Origin of the sequence: Streptomyces sp. NBC_00096 (genome assembly GCF_045041305.1) — a bacterium.
GTDB lineage: Bacteria > Actinomycetota > Actinomycetes > Streptomycetales > Streptomycetaceae > Streptomyces.
In genome coordinates this window covers 6968518-6984146 of the sequence record NZ_CP108221.1, presented here as the reverse complement: position 1 = coordinate 6984146, position 15629 = coordinate 6968518, and the positions used below count along the sequence as shown (strand labels likewise).

Sequence of the window (15629 nt, the reverse complement as noted above, 5' to 3'; positions counted from 1 at the left end):
TGCCGCATCGGTATGGGTTGCCGCCGGTCCGGCATGACCGCTTTTGCGGAGTCCGGCACTTGTTCACCCGACGAGCTCTTACAGGTACACCTTCTCGCGGTTACCGTCCGGTCATGACGCCCACCCTCGCCCAGCTCCGCTATCTCGTCGCCGTCGCCGACTGCCGCTCCATCACCGGCGCGGCGGCATCGGTCTTCGTCGCCCAGTCCGCACTGTCCCGGGCCGTCCAGGCCATGGAGCGCGACCTCGGCGTCGAACTGCTCGCCCGGCGGGGAAGGGGGGTGGACCTCACGCCGGAGGGGGCCCGGGTCGTCCGGCTGGCCCGTACCGTGCTCGACGCCGTGGAGGCCATCGACGACATCGGCACCCCCCACGGCCAGGGCGCCCGCGCCGCCCTGGCCCTCGTCACCACACCCACCCTGGCCCTCGATCTGGCCTCCGAGCTGGTACAAGCCTTCACCGAGCGGCACCCCACCGTCGACGTCCGACTCCACCAGTACGACAGCCGCGAGGCGGTGGTCCAGGAACTGATGCAAGCGAGGGCCGAGTTGGCCCTCGTGGACCTACCGGTCGACAAGGAGCTCTCGACCCACCACATCCAGGAGCGCGAGGTGGTGCTCATCTCGCCTGCCGGGTCCCTGCTGCCCGATCCACTTCCGTTCCGCGCCCTCGACGGCCTGCCGATGGTGCTGCCCAGCCCCGGGACCGGCCGGCGCACCGAGCTGGAGGCCATGTTCAGCTGCCTCGGCGTGCGCCCGGTGCCCTGTCTGGAGGTCGACGAACGCCTCGGCTGGGTGACGGGCGTGACCGACGGCCGCGGCTCCCTCATCTGGTACCGGGACGTGGTGGCGCGGGCCTTCGGCAGCAGGGCCGAGATCCGCTCCTTCACCCCGCCGTTACTGCGCCCGGTGGGCATCGCGCACGCCCGGCGGCCGTTGAGCCGGGCCGCCCGTGCCTTCATCGCGCACGCCCGGCACAACGCTCCCGTACGCGAACCCTCCCGCTGACCCGTGCGTTCCGGTCGGGCCGCGCCCCTTCCGGGCGGGCCGGCCGGAAGGGTCCCGGCGGAGTCCAGGCATGCCCTTCCGGCATTGAACGATGCTCGAACGGAGGGCGATTGACCCTGGCGTCATCAATTGACGTCCCATCACATGGTGGGCATGTTCCGACTACGCCTCACACCCCCACGGGCCGCCGCCGCCCTCGCGACCGCGGCCCTCGCCACGGTCCTGCCGGTCACGGCCTGGACGGCCGGCGCCGCCGACGCCTCGCCGCCCGTCGCCCCGCCGTCCGTCGCCACGCCCGCCCCGGCCGAATCCGGACTCCGGGCCGGTTCCGAGCCCCGGGCCGGTTCCGCACTCCGGGCCGGTTCCGCACTCCGGGCCGGTGCCGCACTCCGGGCCGGTGCCGCACTCCGGGCCGGTGCCGCGCTCGCCCCCGAGCGCAAGTGCACCCTCCCCGGGGGCCTGACCGAGCTCAGCGGCCTCGCCATGAGCCGCAAACACCCCGGAGTCTTCTACGCGGTCAACGACAGCGGAAACACCAACCAGGTCTTCGCCATCGACTGCAGCGGCGCCACCGGCCAGCTCAAGGCCACGTTCACGGTGGCCGGGGTGGGCAACACCGACTGGGAGGCGCTGGCGATGGGGAAGGACGCCTCGGGCGCCCCCACCATCCTCGTCGGTGACATCGGCGACAACTTCGGCGGCCGCGCCGAGATCACCGTGCACGGCTTCGCCGAGCCCGATCAGCTCACCAACGCCACGGTGACGCCCGTGACGTACCGCTTCGCCTATGCCGACGGCAAGCACGACGCGGAGTCCCTGCTCGCCGACCCCGTCACCGGACGGCTCTACATCGCCAGCAAACTCATCGGAGCGGCGGGCCAGTTGTACCAGGCGCCACTGCCTCCGGCGACCGGGCAGCTCAACACCCTCACGGCGGTGCGGCCGGGCCCGGTCTTCACCACCGACGGCTCCTTCTCCCCGTCCGGGGCCTCGTACACCCTGCGCAGTGGCGGTCCGCTGGGCGCCAACACGGCCTCGGTGTACGACACCGCGGGAACGAAGCTCGCGGACGTCGCGCTCCCCGCCCAGTCCCAGGGCGAGACGGTGACGTACGCCGACTGCACCAGCCTGCTCGTCGGATCGGAGAACGACACCCAGATCTGGCGCGTCCCCCTGCCACCGGAGGCGACTCCGGGCTGCGGCGGGACCCCTACGCCGACACCCACCCCGACCCCGACGCCCACGCCCACACCCACGCCCACACCCACGCCGACTCCGACTCCGACTCCTGGTGATCTGAAGCTGGTCAACCCGGGCCCCCAGACCTGCAAGTTCAACCAGACCTGCACCATCCAGCTCACCACCACCGGAGGAAAGCCCCCCGCCCGCTACACCGCCACCGGACTCCCCTGGGGCCTGACCCTGGACGCCAACACCGGCCGCATCACCGGCAAACCCTGGGCCACCGGAACCGTCCAGATCACCGCCACCGCCACCGACACCACCAACACCACCGCCACCACCACCTTCCCCCTCACCCTCAACTGGTTCTGAAGGTCCGGAGCCCCAGCCTCCGGGGAGAGGCTGGGGCTGCGGACCGGGATCAGGACGGGACCGTCAGCACGGCACCACGAAGTACGCGGGGCTGAAGTCGAAGTAGCCGTTCTGTTCCGGACCCATCCACTTGATGGGCTTGTGGGCGCTGTTCTGGATCTGGCCCCATGCGCCACCGGTCTGGCGGCTGTACCAACTGCCGACCCCGTTCCAGTCGTACAGCTTGTAGGTGGTGCAGTGCGGAAGCACGAAGTAGCGGTACGTCTCGTCCTTGTAGAGGCAGATGGCACCCACCGGGCAGGGGATGTCGGGCGAGTAGTCGGGCAGCCAGCCTTCGACGGGCCCCCAGACCCTGGCACGGGAGTTGTCCCCGGTGGCGGAGGCGGAGGCCGTCCCCGGTACGGCGCCGGCGACGAGCCCGACGGCCAGGGCCGCCGTCGCGGCCAACTTGCCCGCGTGCCCGCGCGCCCTCCTGCCCGCCCCTGCCCTCTTGCCCGCGTTCTGAAAGATCATGACGGCTCCGTAAGTTGTTAGGCGGCCCGAGAGGGCCGGGTGTGGCTGATGAGGCTCTGCCTTCAGTGGCTTCGAAGGAGTGGCCGCCCGGCTCTCTTGGGCGCCCTGGCTGCTGATTGAGATGTGCGCTTCGGTCGCTGATTACGGAGATGACAGCGGGGTGTCCCTCGGGCCGACGGCAAGCCGTGTGGAACGAGGAGGGGTAGATGAACGAGCGACGAGCCCGGCTCTGGGCCGGCATCGACGCGGGCAAGGGACACCACTGGGCGGCAGTGGTCGACGAATCCGGCACCACCCTGTGGTCGAAGAAGATCGACAACGACGAGGCGGCGATCCTGACCGCACTCGGGGAGATCCTCGACCTGGCCGACGAGGTCCGCTGGGCGGTGGACATCTCCGGAACGTCCTCCGCGCTGCTGCTGGCGTTGCTCGCCGCGCACGGCCAGCAGGCCGTCTACGTGCCCGGACGGACCGTCAACCGCATGTCCGGTGCCTACCGGGGCGAGGCCAAGACCGACGCCCGGGACGCCTACGTCATCGCCGAGACAGCCCGTCAGCGGCGGGACTTCGCCGTGATTGACGTGCCTGCCCAGCTGGCAGCCGACCTCGCACTGCTGACGGCGCATCGCTCGGACCTGGTGGCCGACCGGGTTCGGATGATCAACCGGCTCCGTGACGTGCTGACCGGCATCTTCCCCTCGTTGGAACGTGGTTTCGACTACAGCAACCACAGGGGTGCACTGGTGCTGCTGACCGGCTTCCAGACCCCGGCCGCCCTGCGTCGGCGTGGGCAGACCAGGCTCACGGCATGGCTGGCCAAACGCGGCGTCCGTAACGCCGATACCGTCGCAACCACCGCTCTGGAGGCGGCCGGAGCCCAGTACACAGTGCTGCCCGGCGAGGACGTTGCAGGACAGATCACCGCCGACCTGGCCGGGCAGATCCTGGCGCTGGACGATCGCCTCAAGCGCGTCGACAAGCAGATCCGCGAGACGTTCCGTACCCATCCGCAGGCCGGGATCATCGAGTCGATGCCCGGCATAGGCCCGATACTCGGCGCCGAGCTGGTCGTCGCCGCGGGAGACCTGACCGCCTACGCGGACGCCGGTCACCTCGCGTCGGCGGCCGGGCTGGTACCGGTTCCCCGGGATTCCGGCCGCCGGACGGGCAACTTGCACCGGCCCAAGCGCTACAGCCGCCGTCTGCGACGGGTGTTCTACATGTCCGCGCAGACCAGCATCATCTGCGATGGCCCGAACCGGGACTTCTACCTCAAGAAGCGCGGCGAGGGCTGCAAGCACGTCCAAGCCGTCATCGCCCTGGCCCGCCGCAGAGCGAGCGTGCTGTGGGCGCTGCTGCGTGATGGAAGGGAGTTCACCTCCGCTCCGCCGGTCACGCAGACGGCTTGACTTCGTCATTGAGACTCCTTCGGAGTGTGAGTGATGGTCTTGCGGTTGCACCGGGCGGTGGTGGCGTGCGGGGTCAGGCGCTCGCGCACGTGGGAACCCCGGACATCCAGGCATCGCCCCTGAGGTAGATGTTGGTGATCCAGCCGCCCAGGTCCGGCACAAAGGACCAGGCGTCATTGGTGACGCCCTCGGCGGTGACCGACTGGGCGTGCGCCTGGCAGGAGATCACCACGCTGGTGCCTCCGGTGATCGTGGTGACCACGGCCGCGCCCGTGTTCGGCTGCGCCCGGATGTTCAGCGTGCCGCCCCAGGTGGCGTGGCCGATGCTGCTGCCGGTCGAGCCTCCGGCATCCCCGCACGTCGGGACCCCGGTCATCCAGGCCGGTCCCCTGAGGTAGATGTTGGTGATCCAGCCGCCCAGGTCCGGAAGGTAGGACCAGGCGTCGTTGGTGGTGCCCTCGGCGCTGATCGACTGGGCGTGCATCTGGCAGGAGATCACCACGCTGGTGCCTCCGGCGATCGTGGTGACCACGGCCGCGCCCGTGTTCGGCTGCGCGCGGACGTTCAGGGCGTCGCCCCAGGTCGCGTGGCCGATCCCGCTGCCGCCACCGCCCGCACCGGGGACGGGCACGTCGCGGCAGGACGGTACGTCGGTCAGCCAGGCCGGCCCTCTGAGGTAGATGTTGGTGATCCAGCCGCCCAGTTCGGGAAGGTAGGACCAGGCGTCGTTGGTGGTGCCCTCCGCCGTGACCGGCTGGGCGTGCGCCTGGCAGGAGATGAAGACGCTGGTGCCGCCCGCGATGGAGGTCACCACGGCCGCGCCGGTACCCGGCTGGGCCCGGACGTTCAGGGTGTCGCCCCAAGTGGCGTGCCTGATCTGCCCCGTGTCCCCGCCGCCCGGGCCGGGACCGGTCTTCGACTGCATGCGCAGGGCGCCTGCGTAGTCGTTCTTGGAGCCCCAGCGGAAGTCCGAGACCATGATCTTGGTGTCGGACTGCTGCGCCTCGACCATCAGTCCCCGGCCTAGGTAGATGGCCACGTGGTGGATGGCTCCGGGCTTCCCCCAGAAGAGGATGTCTCCGGGCAGCAGCGGGGCGGTGCCGGAGGACGCGCCGAAGCGCGTGGAGCCCGGCGGGTAGAGCCCGTAGAGGTTGTTGGTCAGGCCCGGGGCGCCGGCGATGTCGTAGCCGTAGGCCTGGGCCAGTGCCCAGCGCACGAGGCCCGAGCAGTCGAAGCCGGTCCGGAACGGATCGTTCCGGGATCGTACGGGATCTTCCTGGTCGATCGCGCCCCTGGTCTGTCCCGGCGTCGAACCGTGCCCGCCGGTCCAGACGTACCAAGTGCCGGCGTCGGCCACGGCGCAGGCCGCCCTGACGGTCTCCCTGGCGACCTCCGGAATGTCGTCCTGGTGTTCCTGCGGCTGGCACACCGTCGCGGCGCGAGCCGGTCCGGCGGCCGCCGTCAGCGACACGGTGCCGGCCAGTACGGCCAGTACGGCCGCCACCACCGCTGTCCTCAGTCTCAGCCTTCGCACGAGTCTGCGCACATCGTTCCTTTCCTCCTCGGGTGACGATCGGGACCCGGCCGGCCCCCGTGGACGCACTCGCGCCGCCCGCCCACCGTGATCCGGCGGGCACGGTCCCGGCACGGATCCCGCGCCGGCCGGCCGACGCCCTCACTGTGCCCGGACAGGGCTATGCGTCCGGCAACCGTGCGCTATATGCGGCCACTAACCGCCTGGACCTGCGGGAACACCGCCGCGGGCGGGTCCGCCACCGGCCCTTCGTGCGGGCCGCATTCGAGCCAGGAGACGGCCCGGGAAGGAGTTACGGCGCCGCGGCACGCACATTAAGATCGCCCGCACCGTGTGTTCCTAGTGGGGAGACCGCCATGCAGTTCACGGTTCTGGGAGAGGTGGGAGTACGCGGCGCCGACGGACTGATCGAGGTGCAACGCCCGCAGCGGCGCGCCGTACTGGCCTACCTGCTCCTGAACGCGCGGCAGCAGGTCACCCTCGACCGGCTGATGGACGCCGTCTGGGCCGACGAGGCACCGAGCAGTGCCCGGACCCAGATCCACGGCGCGGTCTCCACACTGCGCCAGACCCTGCGCGGGACCGACCTGGCGGACTGCATCCGGACCACCGCCGACGGCTACACCTGCGCCGTCGCCGACGGCGAACTCGATCTGCTCGCCTTCCGCTCCCAAGTCCGTGAGGCCACCGGGGAGATGTCCGGTCGGAGGGTGGAGCAGGCAGCGCGGATCCTGCGCGCCGCGCTGGGCCTGTGGCGCGGCACACCGCTGGCCGGAGTCAACGCGGCCTTCGTGGAACCGGCACGCGCGCGGCTGCACGAGGAGCGGCTGGACGCCTGCCAGCAGCTGGCGGCCTGCGAGCTCGGACTCGGACGGGAGGCCGAACTGGTGCCGATGCTGACCGAGCTCGTCGAGGCCAACCCCCACCGCGAGCAGCTGGTGGGGCAGTTGCTGATCGCGCTGTACCGCACCGGCCGGCAGGCCGAAGCGGTACGGCGCTTCGACGCGGCCCGGCGGTTCCTCGCCGACGAACTCGGCCTCGACCCGGGGCCGGAGCTCGCCGCCATCCACACGGCGATCCTCCGCGGCGACCCCGAGCTGACGCCATCCGCGACGGCCGCCGCGAGTCCCGCCTTCGGCGCGGCCGTTCTGACCACGGCGCCCCCGCCGCCGCCACGGCCCGGTGCCACCCCGCCGGCCGGTGCCACCCCGGCTGCCCGTGCCACCCCGCCGGCCGACGCGGCACCGGCGAGCTCGACCACGGCCCCGCCCGAGGTCTCGCCCGAGGCCCCGCCCGAGGTCTCGCCCGAGGCCCCGCCCCAAGTCCTGCCGCAGACCCTGCCCGAAGCCCCGCCCCAGGCCCCGCCCCAGGCCTCCCCCCAGGCACCGCCCCAGGCCTCCGACCCGGCGGCCCCCGACCCCGCGGCCCCCGCCCCGGCGTCACTCCACCCGGCACCACCCGACCCCGCGGCCCCCGGCCCCGCCGGTCGACGCCCGCGACGCCGACTGGTCCGTCTGGGCCTGTCCGGCGCCGCCATCGCCGCCGCGATCGGTGCCGCCGTCGCCCTCGGACTCCAGGAGCGGGACGCGCCCCGGATCCCGGCGGCCGGCCCGGGCGTGCCCGGCCGGACCGCGCCCTCGTCCCCTTCCCCGTCACCGTCGGCGCCCGCCGTCCCGGTCAGGCCCGTACCGTCGGGCCCGGCCGGCGGCCTGGCACCCGTCAGGGTGTTCAACATCGACGGTGACTGCAGGACGCAGTCCGAGCGCCTTCCCGCGTGCCGCCTCGGACTGGCGAAGAACCCGTACGCGACCTACGACCTGAACAACGTCGTGCCCCACCGGGTCTGGCACGGCGACGTCCTGATGGCCGACTGCATCGTGCCGGACGGGACCCGCATCGAGGACGAGCACGGGGTGGGCACCCCCATCTGGTTCCGGGTCCATCTGACGGACGTCCCCGGAGGCACCGCCTGGTTTCCGGCGGTCCGGACCCACGACGACCCCGGACTGCCCGTCTGCGCCGCCTGAGGCCGGTCGGCGTACGGCCAGAACCTCGGCGTCCCGTTTCCCGTTGGCCAGGCACCGGCCGCCCCTGCGCGGACGGCCACCGCTCCACCACCATCACGTCGAACCAACCTCAGGGACGGACCAATTGAGCACCATCGGCATCGGACAGGCGGCGATCCTCGGCATCGTCGAAGGGGTCACCGAATTCCTGCCGGTCTCCTCCACCGGCCATCTGAAGATCACCGAGGGCCTGATGGGCATTCCGGTGGACGACAAGGCCGTGGTCGCCTTCACCGCCGTCATCCAGGTCGGAGCCATCGCCGCCGTCCTGGTGTACTTCTTCAAGGACATCGTGCGGATCGTGACCGCGTGGGGACGGGGCCTGGTCAACCGCGAGGAGCGGTACCACCACGACTACAAGTTCGCCTGGTGGGTCATCTACGCGACCATCCCCATCGTGGTCGTGGGACTCGCCGCCAAGCCGCTCATCGAAGGCACGCTGGCCTCCCTGTGGGTCGTGGCCGGCTCCCTGATCGTCGGCAGCGGACTCATGTGGGCGGCCGACCAGCTGGGCCGCCACAAGCGCGGCGAGGACGACACCAGCCTCAAGGACGCGATGCTGGTGGGCAGTTCGCAGATCCTCGCCCTGCTCTTCCCCGGCTTCTCCCGCTCCGGGGCCACCATGTCGACCGGCCTCATCCTCGACCTCGAACGCGTCGCGGCGACCCGGCTCTCCTTCTTCCTCGGCATCCCCGCCCTGACCGGCGCCGGCCTGTACGAGCTCAAGGACGCCGTCGGGGCCGGCGTGGACACCCTCCCGCTGGTCGTCGGCACCGCGGTGTCGTTCGCCGTCGCCTACGCCTCGATCGCCTGGCTGCTCAAGTTCGTCGCCCAGCACTCCTTCAACGCCTTCGTCATCTACCGGATCGCCGTCGGCGTCCTGCTCTTCGGCCTCCTCGGGACCGGGGTCCTCGCCGCCTGAGGGCAGCGGTCAGCGGTCAGCGGTCAGCGGGCGACAGTCAGCGGTCGGCGGCCGGAGTCGCGGGGCGGTGTCACGGAGCCATTGACCTCTCCCCCGCCCCCGATCGTCTACAGTGCAGTAGACCGTCCGGGGGGCCGCGGCCGCCCGGACGTCGCGACCGGCTGCCCGCTGCCGGACCCGGCTCCCCCAGCACCAGAACGGAACCGTTGGATGACCCCGACGTACAACGGCTCGGCCATCGACGGCTCCGCCTACACCGAGGTCACCGACCTCGCCCACCGGACCCCGGGCTGGCTGGACGCCCTGGTCTCCGCCTGGTCGGCCTACGGACTGGCCCTGTTCGCCCTGCTCATGGTGGTCGGCTGGTGGCGGGCGAGGCGGGCCGGCAGCCCCGCGGTGGTCGCCGCGCTGGCCGCCCCGCCGATCACCCTCCTCGCCTTCGGTGCGGACGCCCTGCTGAAACTCGCGGTCCGCGAGGACCGGCCCTGCCGGAGCCTGCGCGTGCCCACCGTGGAAGCCTGCCCCGCGCCCGGCGACTGGTCCTTCCCCAGCAACCACGCGGCCCTCGCCTTCGCCGCCGCCGTCGCACTGCTCTTCGTATCGCGCCGGCTCGGCGCCGTGGCCCTGGTCGCGGCGGTCCTGATGGCGGTCTCCAGGGTCTGGGTGGGCGTCCACTACCCGCACGACGTCCTCGCCGGCTGCCTCGTCGGCGCTCTCGTGGCCGGTGTCTGCGCCAGGGCCGTCCGGCGCAACCGGACCGCCCTGGCCGAGCGGCTGGGGAGCGGCCCGCTGCGCCCCCTGCTGGCCGGATCGTGACCCGCGCCCGGCTCGCCCGCCGGGCCGGGTGGGTGGCCCTGACCGCGACGGCGCTCTTCGCCCTGCTCACGGTGTGGGTCGTGCGCGCCCCGGACCACCTGCTGCCCGCCGACGCGGCCACGCACCGCTGGTCCGTGGAGCACCGCCCGGCCGTCGCCCGGGCGCTGGCCCGCGCGGTCACCGACACCGGCACCGGGTTCGTCCCGTACGCACTGCTCCTGCTCGCCGGCCTCTACGCGGGCCGCACCACCCGGCAGCGCGCGCTCACCGCCGCGGCGCTGCTGCTGTGCCTCGGTGCGGGCCAGACCCTGCGCTACGCGGCCATGCTGCTGATCGCCCGCCCGCGCCCCGACCGGGGCGACTGGGCCGCGTACGCCTCGGGCTGGTCCTACCCCTCCGGCCACACCGCCACGGCCGCGATCACCGCCGGGCTGCTGATCGCCGCCCTGTTCCTGCGCGGGTCCGGGGTGCCCCGGACGGCGGTCGCGCTGATCGCGGCCTGGGGCGTCGCCGTCGGACTCACCCGCGTCCACCTGGGTGTGCACTGGCTGTCCGACGTGCTCGGGGGCTGGATCTTCGCCACCGCCTGGCTCGGCCTCCTCGCCTCCGTACACTTCCGGCGGCGCCCCGCCGACCGGCCGGCGCCGGCCGGCTGACCTGTGGCAGCGCACCCCCGTCCGGCGTCAGTCGGAGGGGCGTTCCCCCTGGGCGATCTCGACTCCGCGGTGCAGCCACACGGCCCCGGCCAGGGAGGAGGCCCCCGCCCCGGCGCACAGCAGGGCCATGGCCAGCAGCGCGGGGACCACGCGCCGTACGGGTGCCCGCGTCAGCAGGGCCTTCACCCGGGCGGGGACCGGTCCGGTGACGGCGCCCGCCACCCGTACGGAACCACCGGGCCGGCGGCCGGCGCGCGTGGCGGCCAGCGCCGCGCGCCCCACGGCCCGCGCGGTCAGGGTCCGGTCCCCGGTGGCGCGGGCCGCGGACTCGTCCGCGGCGCGCTCGGCGGCGAACGACACCCGGGGGACGACGGCGGCCAGGGCCGGGTGGCACCATCCGGCGAGCTGGGCGACGGCGAGGAAGAGGTGGTGGCGCGCCGCGAGGTGGGCGCGCTCGTGGGCCAGGAGGGCTTCGCGTTCGCGCGGTTCCAGGGAGCGCAGCATGCCGGTGGTCACCACGACCCGGCCCCCGCTCCGCAGACCGCCGGGCAGGGCGTAGGCATCCGGTCGGGCGTCGTCCAGGACGCAGAGCTCCCCCGAGTGCGGGAGGCGGGCGACACCCTGGCGGGCGGTGCGCAGGTGCTTCGCCTCGGAGATCGCACGCCGGACCACGGTGACCGCGGTGACCGCGGCGAGCGCGCCGGACAGCGCGGAGACGCCCAGCGTCAGGAGCGCCGGACCGGCCCGGAGCGGCTGGACCAGGTGGACGAGGGCGGCCACGGGCGGAACCGCCAGGGCGAGCGGCAGCAGCAGGACTCCGAGGCAGGCCACGACCCCGACGGCGAGCGCCGCGGTGGCGAGGGTGATCGTCCACAGCGCGACCCCGGGCCTCACCCGGGCGGCGGTGCGCCGGGCGAGCGGCGGCAGCAGCCAGGGCAGCAGGAGCGGGACGATCAGCAGGGCGATCACCGACCGCCTTCCTCCAGCAGCCGCCTGAGCTCCGCCTCGTCGCCGGGGCCCAGCCCTTCGACGAACCGGGCCAGGACCACGCTGCGGTCACCGTCCTGGTCGAGCTCGCGGTGCATCCGGCGTGCGGTGAGGCCGTGGGCGTCTTCGACCGGGTGGTACAGGAAGCCCCGTCCGCCCGGGGTGCGGTCGATGACGCCCTTCTCCTGCAGCCGGGCGAGGAGCGTCGCCACCGTGGTCCGGGCCAGCGGCTGCGGTATCGCCGCCCGCACCTGCGCCGCCGACTGCGGTGTGCCCGCCGCCCAGAGCGCCGCCAGAACGCTGGACTCCAGCTCGCCCGCCGGCCGGCGTTCGTTCGCGCTGTCCGTCACGGAACCTTCCTCTCAGGTCGATCGTTTGCGGCGGGGTGGACCGGCTGCTGTTCCGCGGACGCCGAGCGGCTCCACTCCGACCACCATTATCGACCGGCCCGGCACCGGGGCGCCCCCGAGCGGGGTGCCGGATGCGTGGCCGGAAAGTGACCCCTGGTCACGGCGCTCCCGCGACCGTACGATTCGACTGCCCGGTCGCTCCGGGTGACAACTGAATGGCCGTTTGACCTGGGGGAAGCCGGTGCGAATCCGGCGCTGACCTGCAACCGTGTGGGGCGCGTACGTACGCGCTCCGAGTCGGGGAGCCCGGCATCCGGTTCGTACCACTCCCCCTGTCATGGTCTGCAGCGCGGAGCCCTGGGTCGCCGACTCGTCGACCGCCCGTTCCCGCTGCCCAGGGGGAGCGCGCGCTGTCGGGCGTGTCCGCGCGGCCGGGTTCGTGCTGTGGACCGGCCCGCCCGGAAGGCAGCACATGCACCCGAACCTCGTCCGCCGCGCCCTCGTCACCACGGCCGCCCTGGGGCTGGCGCTCGCCACGGCCCCTGCCGTCGCCCAGGCCAAGCCCGTCCCGCACACCAACGCCCCCGTCAAGGTCAGCCTCACGGTCCAGGGCCCGAACGGGGTGCTGTTCAAGGGCAGGATAAAGACGAAGGGGCACGAGGTGACCACCGCCACCGGCGGCACGCACAAGTGCGACGGCACCAACGGCTCGGCGAACCCGACCGCCGTCCCCACGCCCACCGCCGCACTGGACGACGCGGCCAGGAAGAAGCACTTCACCTGGGACGGCACCTGGTACGCGTCGTTCGACGACTTCTCCGTCGACACGATCAAGAAGGTCAGCGGGGGCGGCTCCGCCTACTGGAGCATCTCCGTCAACGGCGCCCCCACCCCGGTCGGCGGCTGCCAGTTCAAGCTGAACGCCGGCGACCAGGTGGCCTTCACCTGGACCTCCTTCTGACGCCTGCGGACCTCCTTCCGACTCCTGCGGGCCTGACTCCTGCGGGCCTGACTCCTGCGGGCCTGACTCCTGCGGGCCTCCCCCTGACTCCTCACCCCGGGGGCTGCTCCAGGCGGCACGCCTCAGCCGGAGTCACCGGCTCGCCCGCCCGCACGCCGTGCAGTACGTGGGCCAGTACTTCGGCGCCGCGCACGACGCGCGGTCCGGGCCGGTTGAAGTAGGCGGGCCCGTCCAGGACCCAGACCTCCCCGGCCCGTACGGCGGGCAGCTCGTCCCACCCGGGCAGGGAGGTCAGGAGCTCGCGCTCGCGCAGGGTCCGCTCGGGCGGGAATCCGCACGGCAGGAGCAGGACGACGTCGGGGCGGGCCGCCCGTACCGCCTCCCAGGTCATCGGCCCGGTGTGCTCGCCCGGTGCGGCGAGGAGCGGCTCGCCTCCGGCGCACGTGATCTGCTCGGGCACCCAGTGCCCGGCGGGCCACAGCGGGTCGAGCCACTCGATGGCCACCACCCGGGGCCGTTCCCGGCCCCGGGTCAGCCGCTCCACCTCGGCGAGCCGGCGGCGCAACTGTTCCCGCCGCCGCTCGGCCCGCTCCCGTACGCCCAGCGACTCCCCCACGGTGACCAGGCAGTCCAGTACGTCGTCGAGGGTGCGCGGCTCCAGGCTCAGCACCCGGGGGCCCGCGTCCAGTACGCGCACCGCACGGGAGACCGCCTCGTAGGACACCGCGCAGACGTCGCACAGGTCCTGGGTGAGCACGATCTCCGGGTCGAGCGCGGCGAGCGCCGCCGTGTCCAGGGTGTAGAGGGAGGAGCCGGCATGGGCGGCCCCGCCCACGGCTTCGGAGATCTCCCGGCTGCTGAGCTCCTCCACGGCGAACTCGGCCCTCGTGACGACCGGAACCGGGGCGACCGCCTCCGGTGGCCAGTCGCATTCGTGGGTGCGTCCGACCAGGTCTGCGGCGAGACCGAGGTCCGCCACGATGTCCGTGGCCGCCGGGAGCAGGGAGACGATGCGCATGCACCGACTGTAGGTGCTCCCCAAGGAGGGCGAAGTTCCCGAGCCGGGCCCGCGTTGCGCCCCTCCTGACCTGTGGCGCCAACCCGCCACCCGCACACGGGAATTCCCTGCGTGCCACATCGCCCGGGTCGGCGCCGGAGCGCGCGCCCACCACGACCTCGTACCGGGTGGGAGCGGAGACGGTTCGCCGTCGCCGTCGGCGGGCCCGGGGAGCACGGCGATCCCGCCGCGTGACCGCTCCACGGTCATCCCTTGACTGACCTCTTCGCCTCACGCATGCTGACTGAAAACTCAGTCAGGATCTATCGAAGGCGGCTTTCGCGTGACCTCGTACGAACTGCTCACCTCCTACGGCTCGCCCCTCGGCTCCCCGGCCCGCACGGAGCCGGCCGAGCGGCGGCTGCTGCGCGTCGGCCTCGTCCAGATGCGCTGGTACGCCGACGAGAACGCGCACGACGACCGGCTGCGGGAAGGCGTCGCGCTCGCCGCCGCCGAGGGGGCCACCGTCGTCTGCCTCCCCGAGCTGACCCGCAGCCCCTACTTCTGCAACTCCGACGACCCGATGGGCGACGGCGCCGCCCGTTACCTGGAGGACGTGGAGGACGGTCCCACCGTCCGCCTCGCCGCCGAACTCGCCACCGGCCTCGGCATCACCGTCCACGCCTCCCTCTACGAACGGGCGGCCGACGGCGGCCTCGGGTACAACACGGCCGTCTGCGTGGCCCCGGACGGCTCGCTGATCGCCCGGACCCGCAAGAACCACATCCCCGCCTTCCCCGGATACCGCGAGGACCTGTGCTTCCGCCCCGGCGACAGCGGCTTCCCGGTCGTCTCCCACGAGGGCGCCCGCTTCGGCTTCCCCACCTGCTGGGACGAGTGGTTCCCCGAACTGGCCCGCGCCTACGGTCTGCAGGGCGCCGAGATCCTCGTCCACCCCACGGCCATCGGCTCCGAGGTCGACCTGCCCGAGTTCGACACCCGGCCGATGTGGGAGCACGCGATCAGCGCCAACGGCCTGGCCAACGCACTGTTCATGGTCGTGCCCAACCGCATCGGCACCGAGGGCCGCTCCACCTTCTACGGCTCCTCCTTCATCTCCGACCCCTACGGCCGGGTCATGCTCCGCGCGCCCCGGGACCGGCCCGCCGTCCTCGTCGCCGACCTCGACCTCGACCAGCGCCGCGACTGGCTGGACTTCGGGCTGATGCAGACCCGCCGGCCCGAGCTCTACGGCCGGCTCACCGAACGGCGCCGCGTGGGGGTGGCCTGACACGGCCTGTCAGTCCGCGGGCTCCCGCAGCCAGGTGTCCGGGCCCGGGTCGCCGCCTTCGGCTCGGGAGGCGAGCCGGTCGACGTAGTGCTGCCAGCCCTCGGCGTGGGTCACGCAGGCCTCCTCGGAGGGCAGGCCGCTGTGGACCAGGTGGAGCAGGGTGCCCTCGGGGACCGGTTCGAGGGTGATCTCCACCCGGGTGGAGCCGGCCGCCACGGGCCCGGAGCCGGTCTCCCAGCCCCAGGTGAAGACGAGGCGCTCGGGCGGTTCGACGGTGAGGAAGCGGCCGGTGGCGATGTTCCCGGCGGTGATCCGGGTGCGGTACGAGCCGCCGGGCTCGAAGGAGAACACGCCGTCGGCGCCCATCCAGGACAGCCACTTCTCTCGGTCGGTGAAGAAGCCGAAGACGGTTTCGGGGCGGGCCGGGATGCGGCGCTCCAGCGTGACGGTGTCCGTAGGCGTCGCCATCAGGGTTCTCGCTCCGTTCCGCCCTCGGGCCCCTTCGCCACCTTAGTCCCGGCGGGGGCGGCCGCATGCCCTCACACGCCGCCGCCGGAAGGGGTCGG

General features: G+C 72.9%; 15 protein-coding genes and 1 riboswitch. Of the genes, 9 read left to right on the top strand and 6 right to left on the bottom strand.

Going from position 1 to position 15629, the window contains the following annotated elements:
• Positions 1-113: 113 nt before the first annotated feature.
• Both OG904_RS31245 and OG904_RS31240 read left to right on the top strand, forming a co-directional pair.
• The gene (locus tag OG904_RS31245; RefSeq protein WP_405496738.1) at positions 114-1007 is read left to right on the top strand and encodes a LysR family transcriptional regulator; all 894 of its coding nucleotides are present in this window, start codon (positions 114-116) and stop codon (positions 1005-1007) included.
• 153 nt (positions 1008-1160) lie between these two features.
• Positions 1161-2561 carry a putative Ig domain-containing protein gene (locus tag OG904_RS31240; protein WP_405496736.1) on the top strand — a complete coding sequence of 467 codons (1401 nt, stop codon included), beginning with the start codon at positions 1161-1163 and terminating at the stop codon, positions 2559-2561.
• 63 nt (positions 2562-2624) lie between these two features.
• Here the strand turns inward: OG904_RS31240 and OG904_RS31235 are convergent, their stop codons facing one another.
• Positions 2625-3074 carry a hypothetical protein gene (locus OG904_RS31235; protein WP_405496734.1) on the bottom strand — a complete coding sequence of 150 codons (450 nt, stop codon included), beginning with the start codon at positions 3072-3074 and terminating at the stop codon, positions 2625-2627.
• Between the two features lie 206 nt (positions 3075-3280).
• Here OG904_RS31235 and OG904_RS31230 point away from each other — a divergent pair, with 206 nt between their 5' ends.
• A complete protein-coding gene (locus OG904_RS31230; protein WP_405496001.1) occupies positions 3281-4483 on the top strand; it encodes an IS110 family transposase in 1203 nt (400 codons plus the stop codon).
• Between the two features lie 73 nt (positions 4484-4556).
• Here OG904_RS31230 and OG904_RS31225 read toward each other — a convergent pair whose 3' ends face one another.
• Complete coding sequence (locus OG904_RS31225) at positions 4557-5987, bottom strand: NlpC/P60 family protein (protein ID WP_405496732.1); 1431 nt, start codon at positions 5985-5987, stop codon at positions 4557-4559.
• A gap of 386 nt (positions 5988-6373) precedes the next feature.
• Between OG904_RS31225 and OG904_RS31220 the strand changes: the two genes are divergently transcribed.
• From OG904_RS31220 to OG904_RS31205, 4 genes are all read left to right on the top strand, one after another.
• The gene (locus OG904_RS31220) at positions 6374-8044 is read left to right on the top strand and encodes a BTAD domain-containing putative transcriptional regulator (protein ID WP_405496730.1); all 1671 of its coding nucleotides are present in this window, start codon (positions 6374-6376) and stop codon (positions 8042-8044) included.
• A 124-nt stretch (positions 8045-8168) separates the two neighbouring features.
• On the top strand, positions 8169-9005 hold the full coding sequence (locus tag OG904_RS31215) for an undecaprenyl-diphosphate phosphatase (protein ID WP_405496728.1): 837 nt from the start codon (positions 8169-8171) through the stop codon (positions 9003-9005).
• Positions 9006-9215: 210 nt separating this feature from the next.
• On the top strand, positions 9216-9821 hold the full coding sequence (locus OG904_RS31210; RefSeq protein ID WP_405496726.1) for a phosphatase PAP2 family protein: 606 nt from the start codon (positions 9216-9218) through the stop codon (positions 9819-9821).
• Positions 9818-10477 (top strand): phosphatase PAP2 family protein, encoded by a 660-nt coding sequence (locus tag OG904_RS31205; protein WP_405496724.1) that lies wholly within the window; start codon positions 9818-9820, stop codon positions 10475-10477. Before OG904_RS31210 ends, OG904_RS31205 begins: the two co-directional genes overlap by 4 nt.
• A gap of 27 nt (positions 10478-10504) precedes the next feature.
• Here the strand turns inward: OG904_RS31205 and OG904_RS31200 are convergent, their stop codons facing one another.
• Positions 10505-11446 (bottom strand): M56 family metallopeptidase, encoded by a 942-nt coding sequence (locus tag OG904_RS31200; RefSeq protein ID WP_405496722.1) that lies wholly within the window; start codon positions 11444-11446, stop codon positions 10505-10507.
• A complete protein-coding gene (locus tag OG904_RS31195; protein ID WP_405496720.1) occupies positions 11443-11814 on the bottom strand; it encodes a BlaI/MecI/CopY family transcriptional regulator in 372 nt (123 codons plus the stop codon). Before OG904_RS31195 ends, OG904_RS31200 begins: the two co-directional genes overlap by 4 nt.
• Positions 11815-11993: 179 nt before the next feature.
• A riboswitch (cobalamin riboswitch) is annotated at positions 11994-12143 on the top strand.
• A 143-nt stretch (positions 12144-12286) separates the two neighbouring features.
• On the opposite strand from OG904_RS31195, the gene OG904_RS31190 reads away from it, so the two are divergent.
• Positions 12287-12775 (top strand): DUF4430 domain-containing protein, encoded by a 489-nt coding sequence (locus OG904_RS31190; protein WP_405496718.1) that lies wholly within the window; start codon positions 12287-12289, stop codon positions 12773-12775.
• A 91-nt stretch (positions 12776-12866) separates the two neighbouring features.
• Here the strand turns inward: OG904_RS31190 and OG904_RS31185 are convergent, their stop codons facing one another.
• A complete protein-coding gene (locus tag OG904_RS31185; RefSeq protein ID WP_405496716.1) occupies positions 12867-13793 on the bottom strand; it encodes a cobalamin-binding protein in 927 nt (308 codons plus the stop codon).
• Positions 13794-14115: 322 nt separating this feature from the next.
• Between OG904_RS31185 and OG904_RS31180 the strand changes: the two genes are divergently transcribed.
• Positions 14116-15063: a nitrilase-related carbon-nitrogen hydrolase gene (locus tag OG904_RS31180; RefSeq protein WP_405496714.1), complete on the top strand. Its 948-nt coding sequence runs from the start codon at positions 14116-14118 to the stop codon at positions 15061-15063.
• A gap of 9 nt (positions 15064-15072) precedes the next feature.
• On the opposite strand, the gene OG904_RS31175 is transcribed toward OG904_RS31180, so the two are convergent.
• Positions 15073-15531, bottom strand: coding sequence for an SRPBCC domain-containing protein (locus tag OG904_RS31175; protein ID WP_405496712.1), 459 nt, complete (start codon positions 15529-15531; stop codon positions 15073-15075).
• Between the last annotated feature and the right edge of the window lie 98 nt (positions 15532-15629).

Coding starts and splice junctions, on each gene's coding strand:
- OG904_RS31245 (WP_405496738.1), top strand. CDS start 114: ATGACGCCCACCCTCGCCCAGCTCCGCTATCTCGTCGCCGTCGCCGAC.
- OG904_RS31240 (WP_405496736.1), top strand. CDS start 1,161: ATGTTCCGACTACGCCTCACACCCCCACGGGCCGCCGCCGCCCTCGCG.
- OG904_RS31235 (WP_405496734.1), bottom strand. CDS start 3,074: ATGATCTTTCAGAACGCGGGCAAGAGGGCAGGGGCGGGCAGGAGGGCG.
- OG904_RS31230 (WP_405496001.1), top strand. CDS start 3,281: ATGAACGAGCGACGAGCCCGGCTCTGGGCCGGCATCGACGCGGGCAAG.
- OG904_RS31220 (WP_405496730.1), top strand. CDS start 6,374: ATGCAGTTCACGGTTCTGGGAGAGGTGGGAGTACGCGGCGCCGACGGA.
- OG904_RS31210 (WP_405496726.1), top strand. CDS start 9,216: ATGACCCCGACGTACAACGGCTCGGCCATCGACGGCTCCGCCTACACC.
- OG904_RS31190 (WP_405496718.1), top strand. CDS start 12,287: ATGCACCCGAACCTCGTCCGCCGCGCCCTCGTCACCACGGCCGCCCTG.
- OG904_RS31185 (WP_405496716.1), bottom strand. CDS start 13,793: ATGCGCATCGTCTCCCTGCTCCCGGCGGCCACGGACATCGTGGCGGAC.
- OG904_RS31175 (WP_405496712.1), bottom strand. CDS start 15,531: ATGGCGACGCCTACGGACACCGTCACGCTGGAGCGCCGCATCCCGGCC.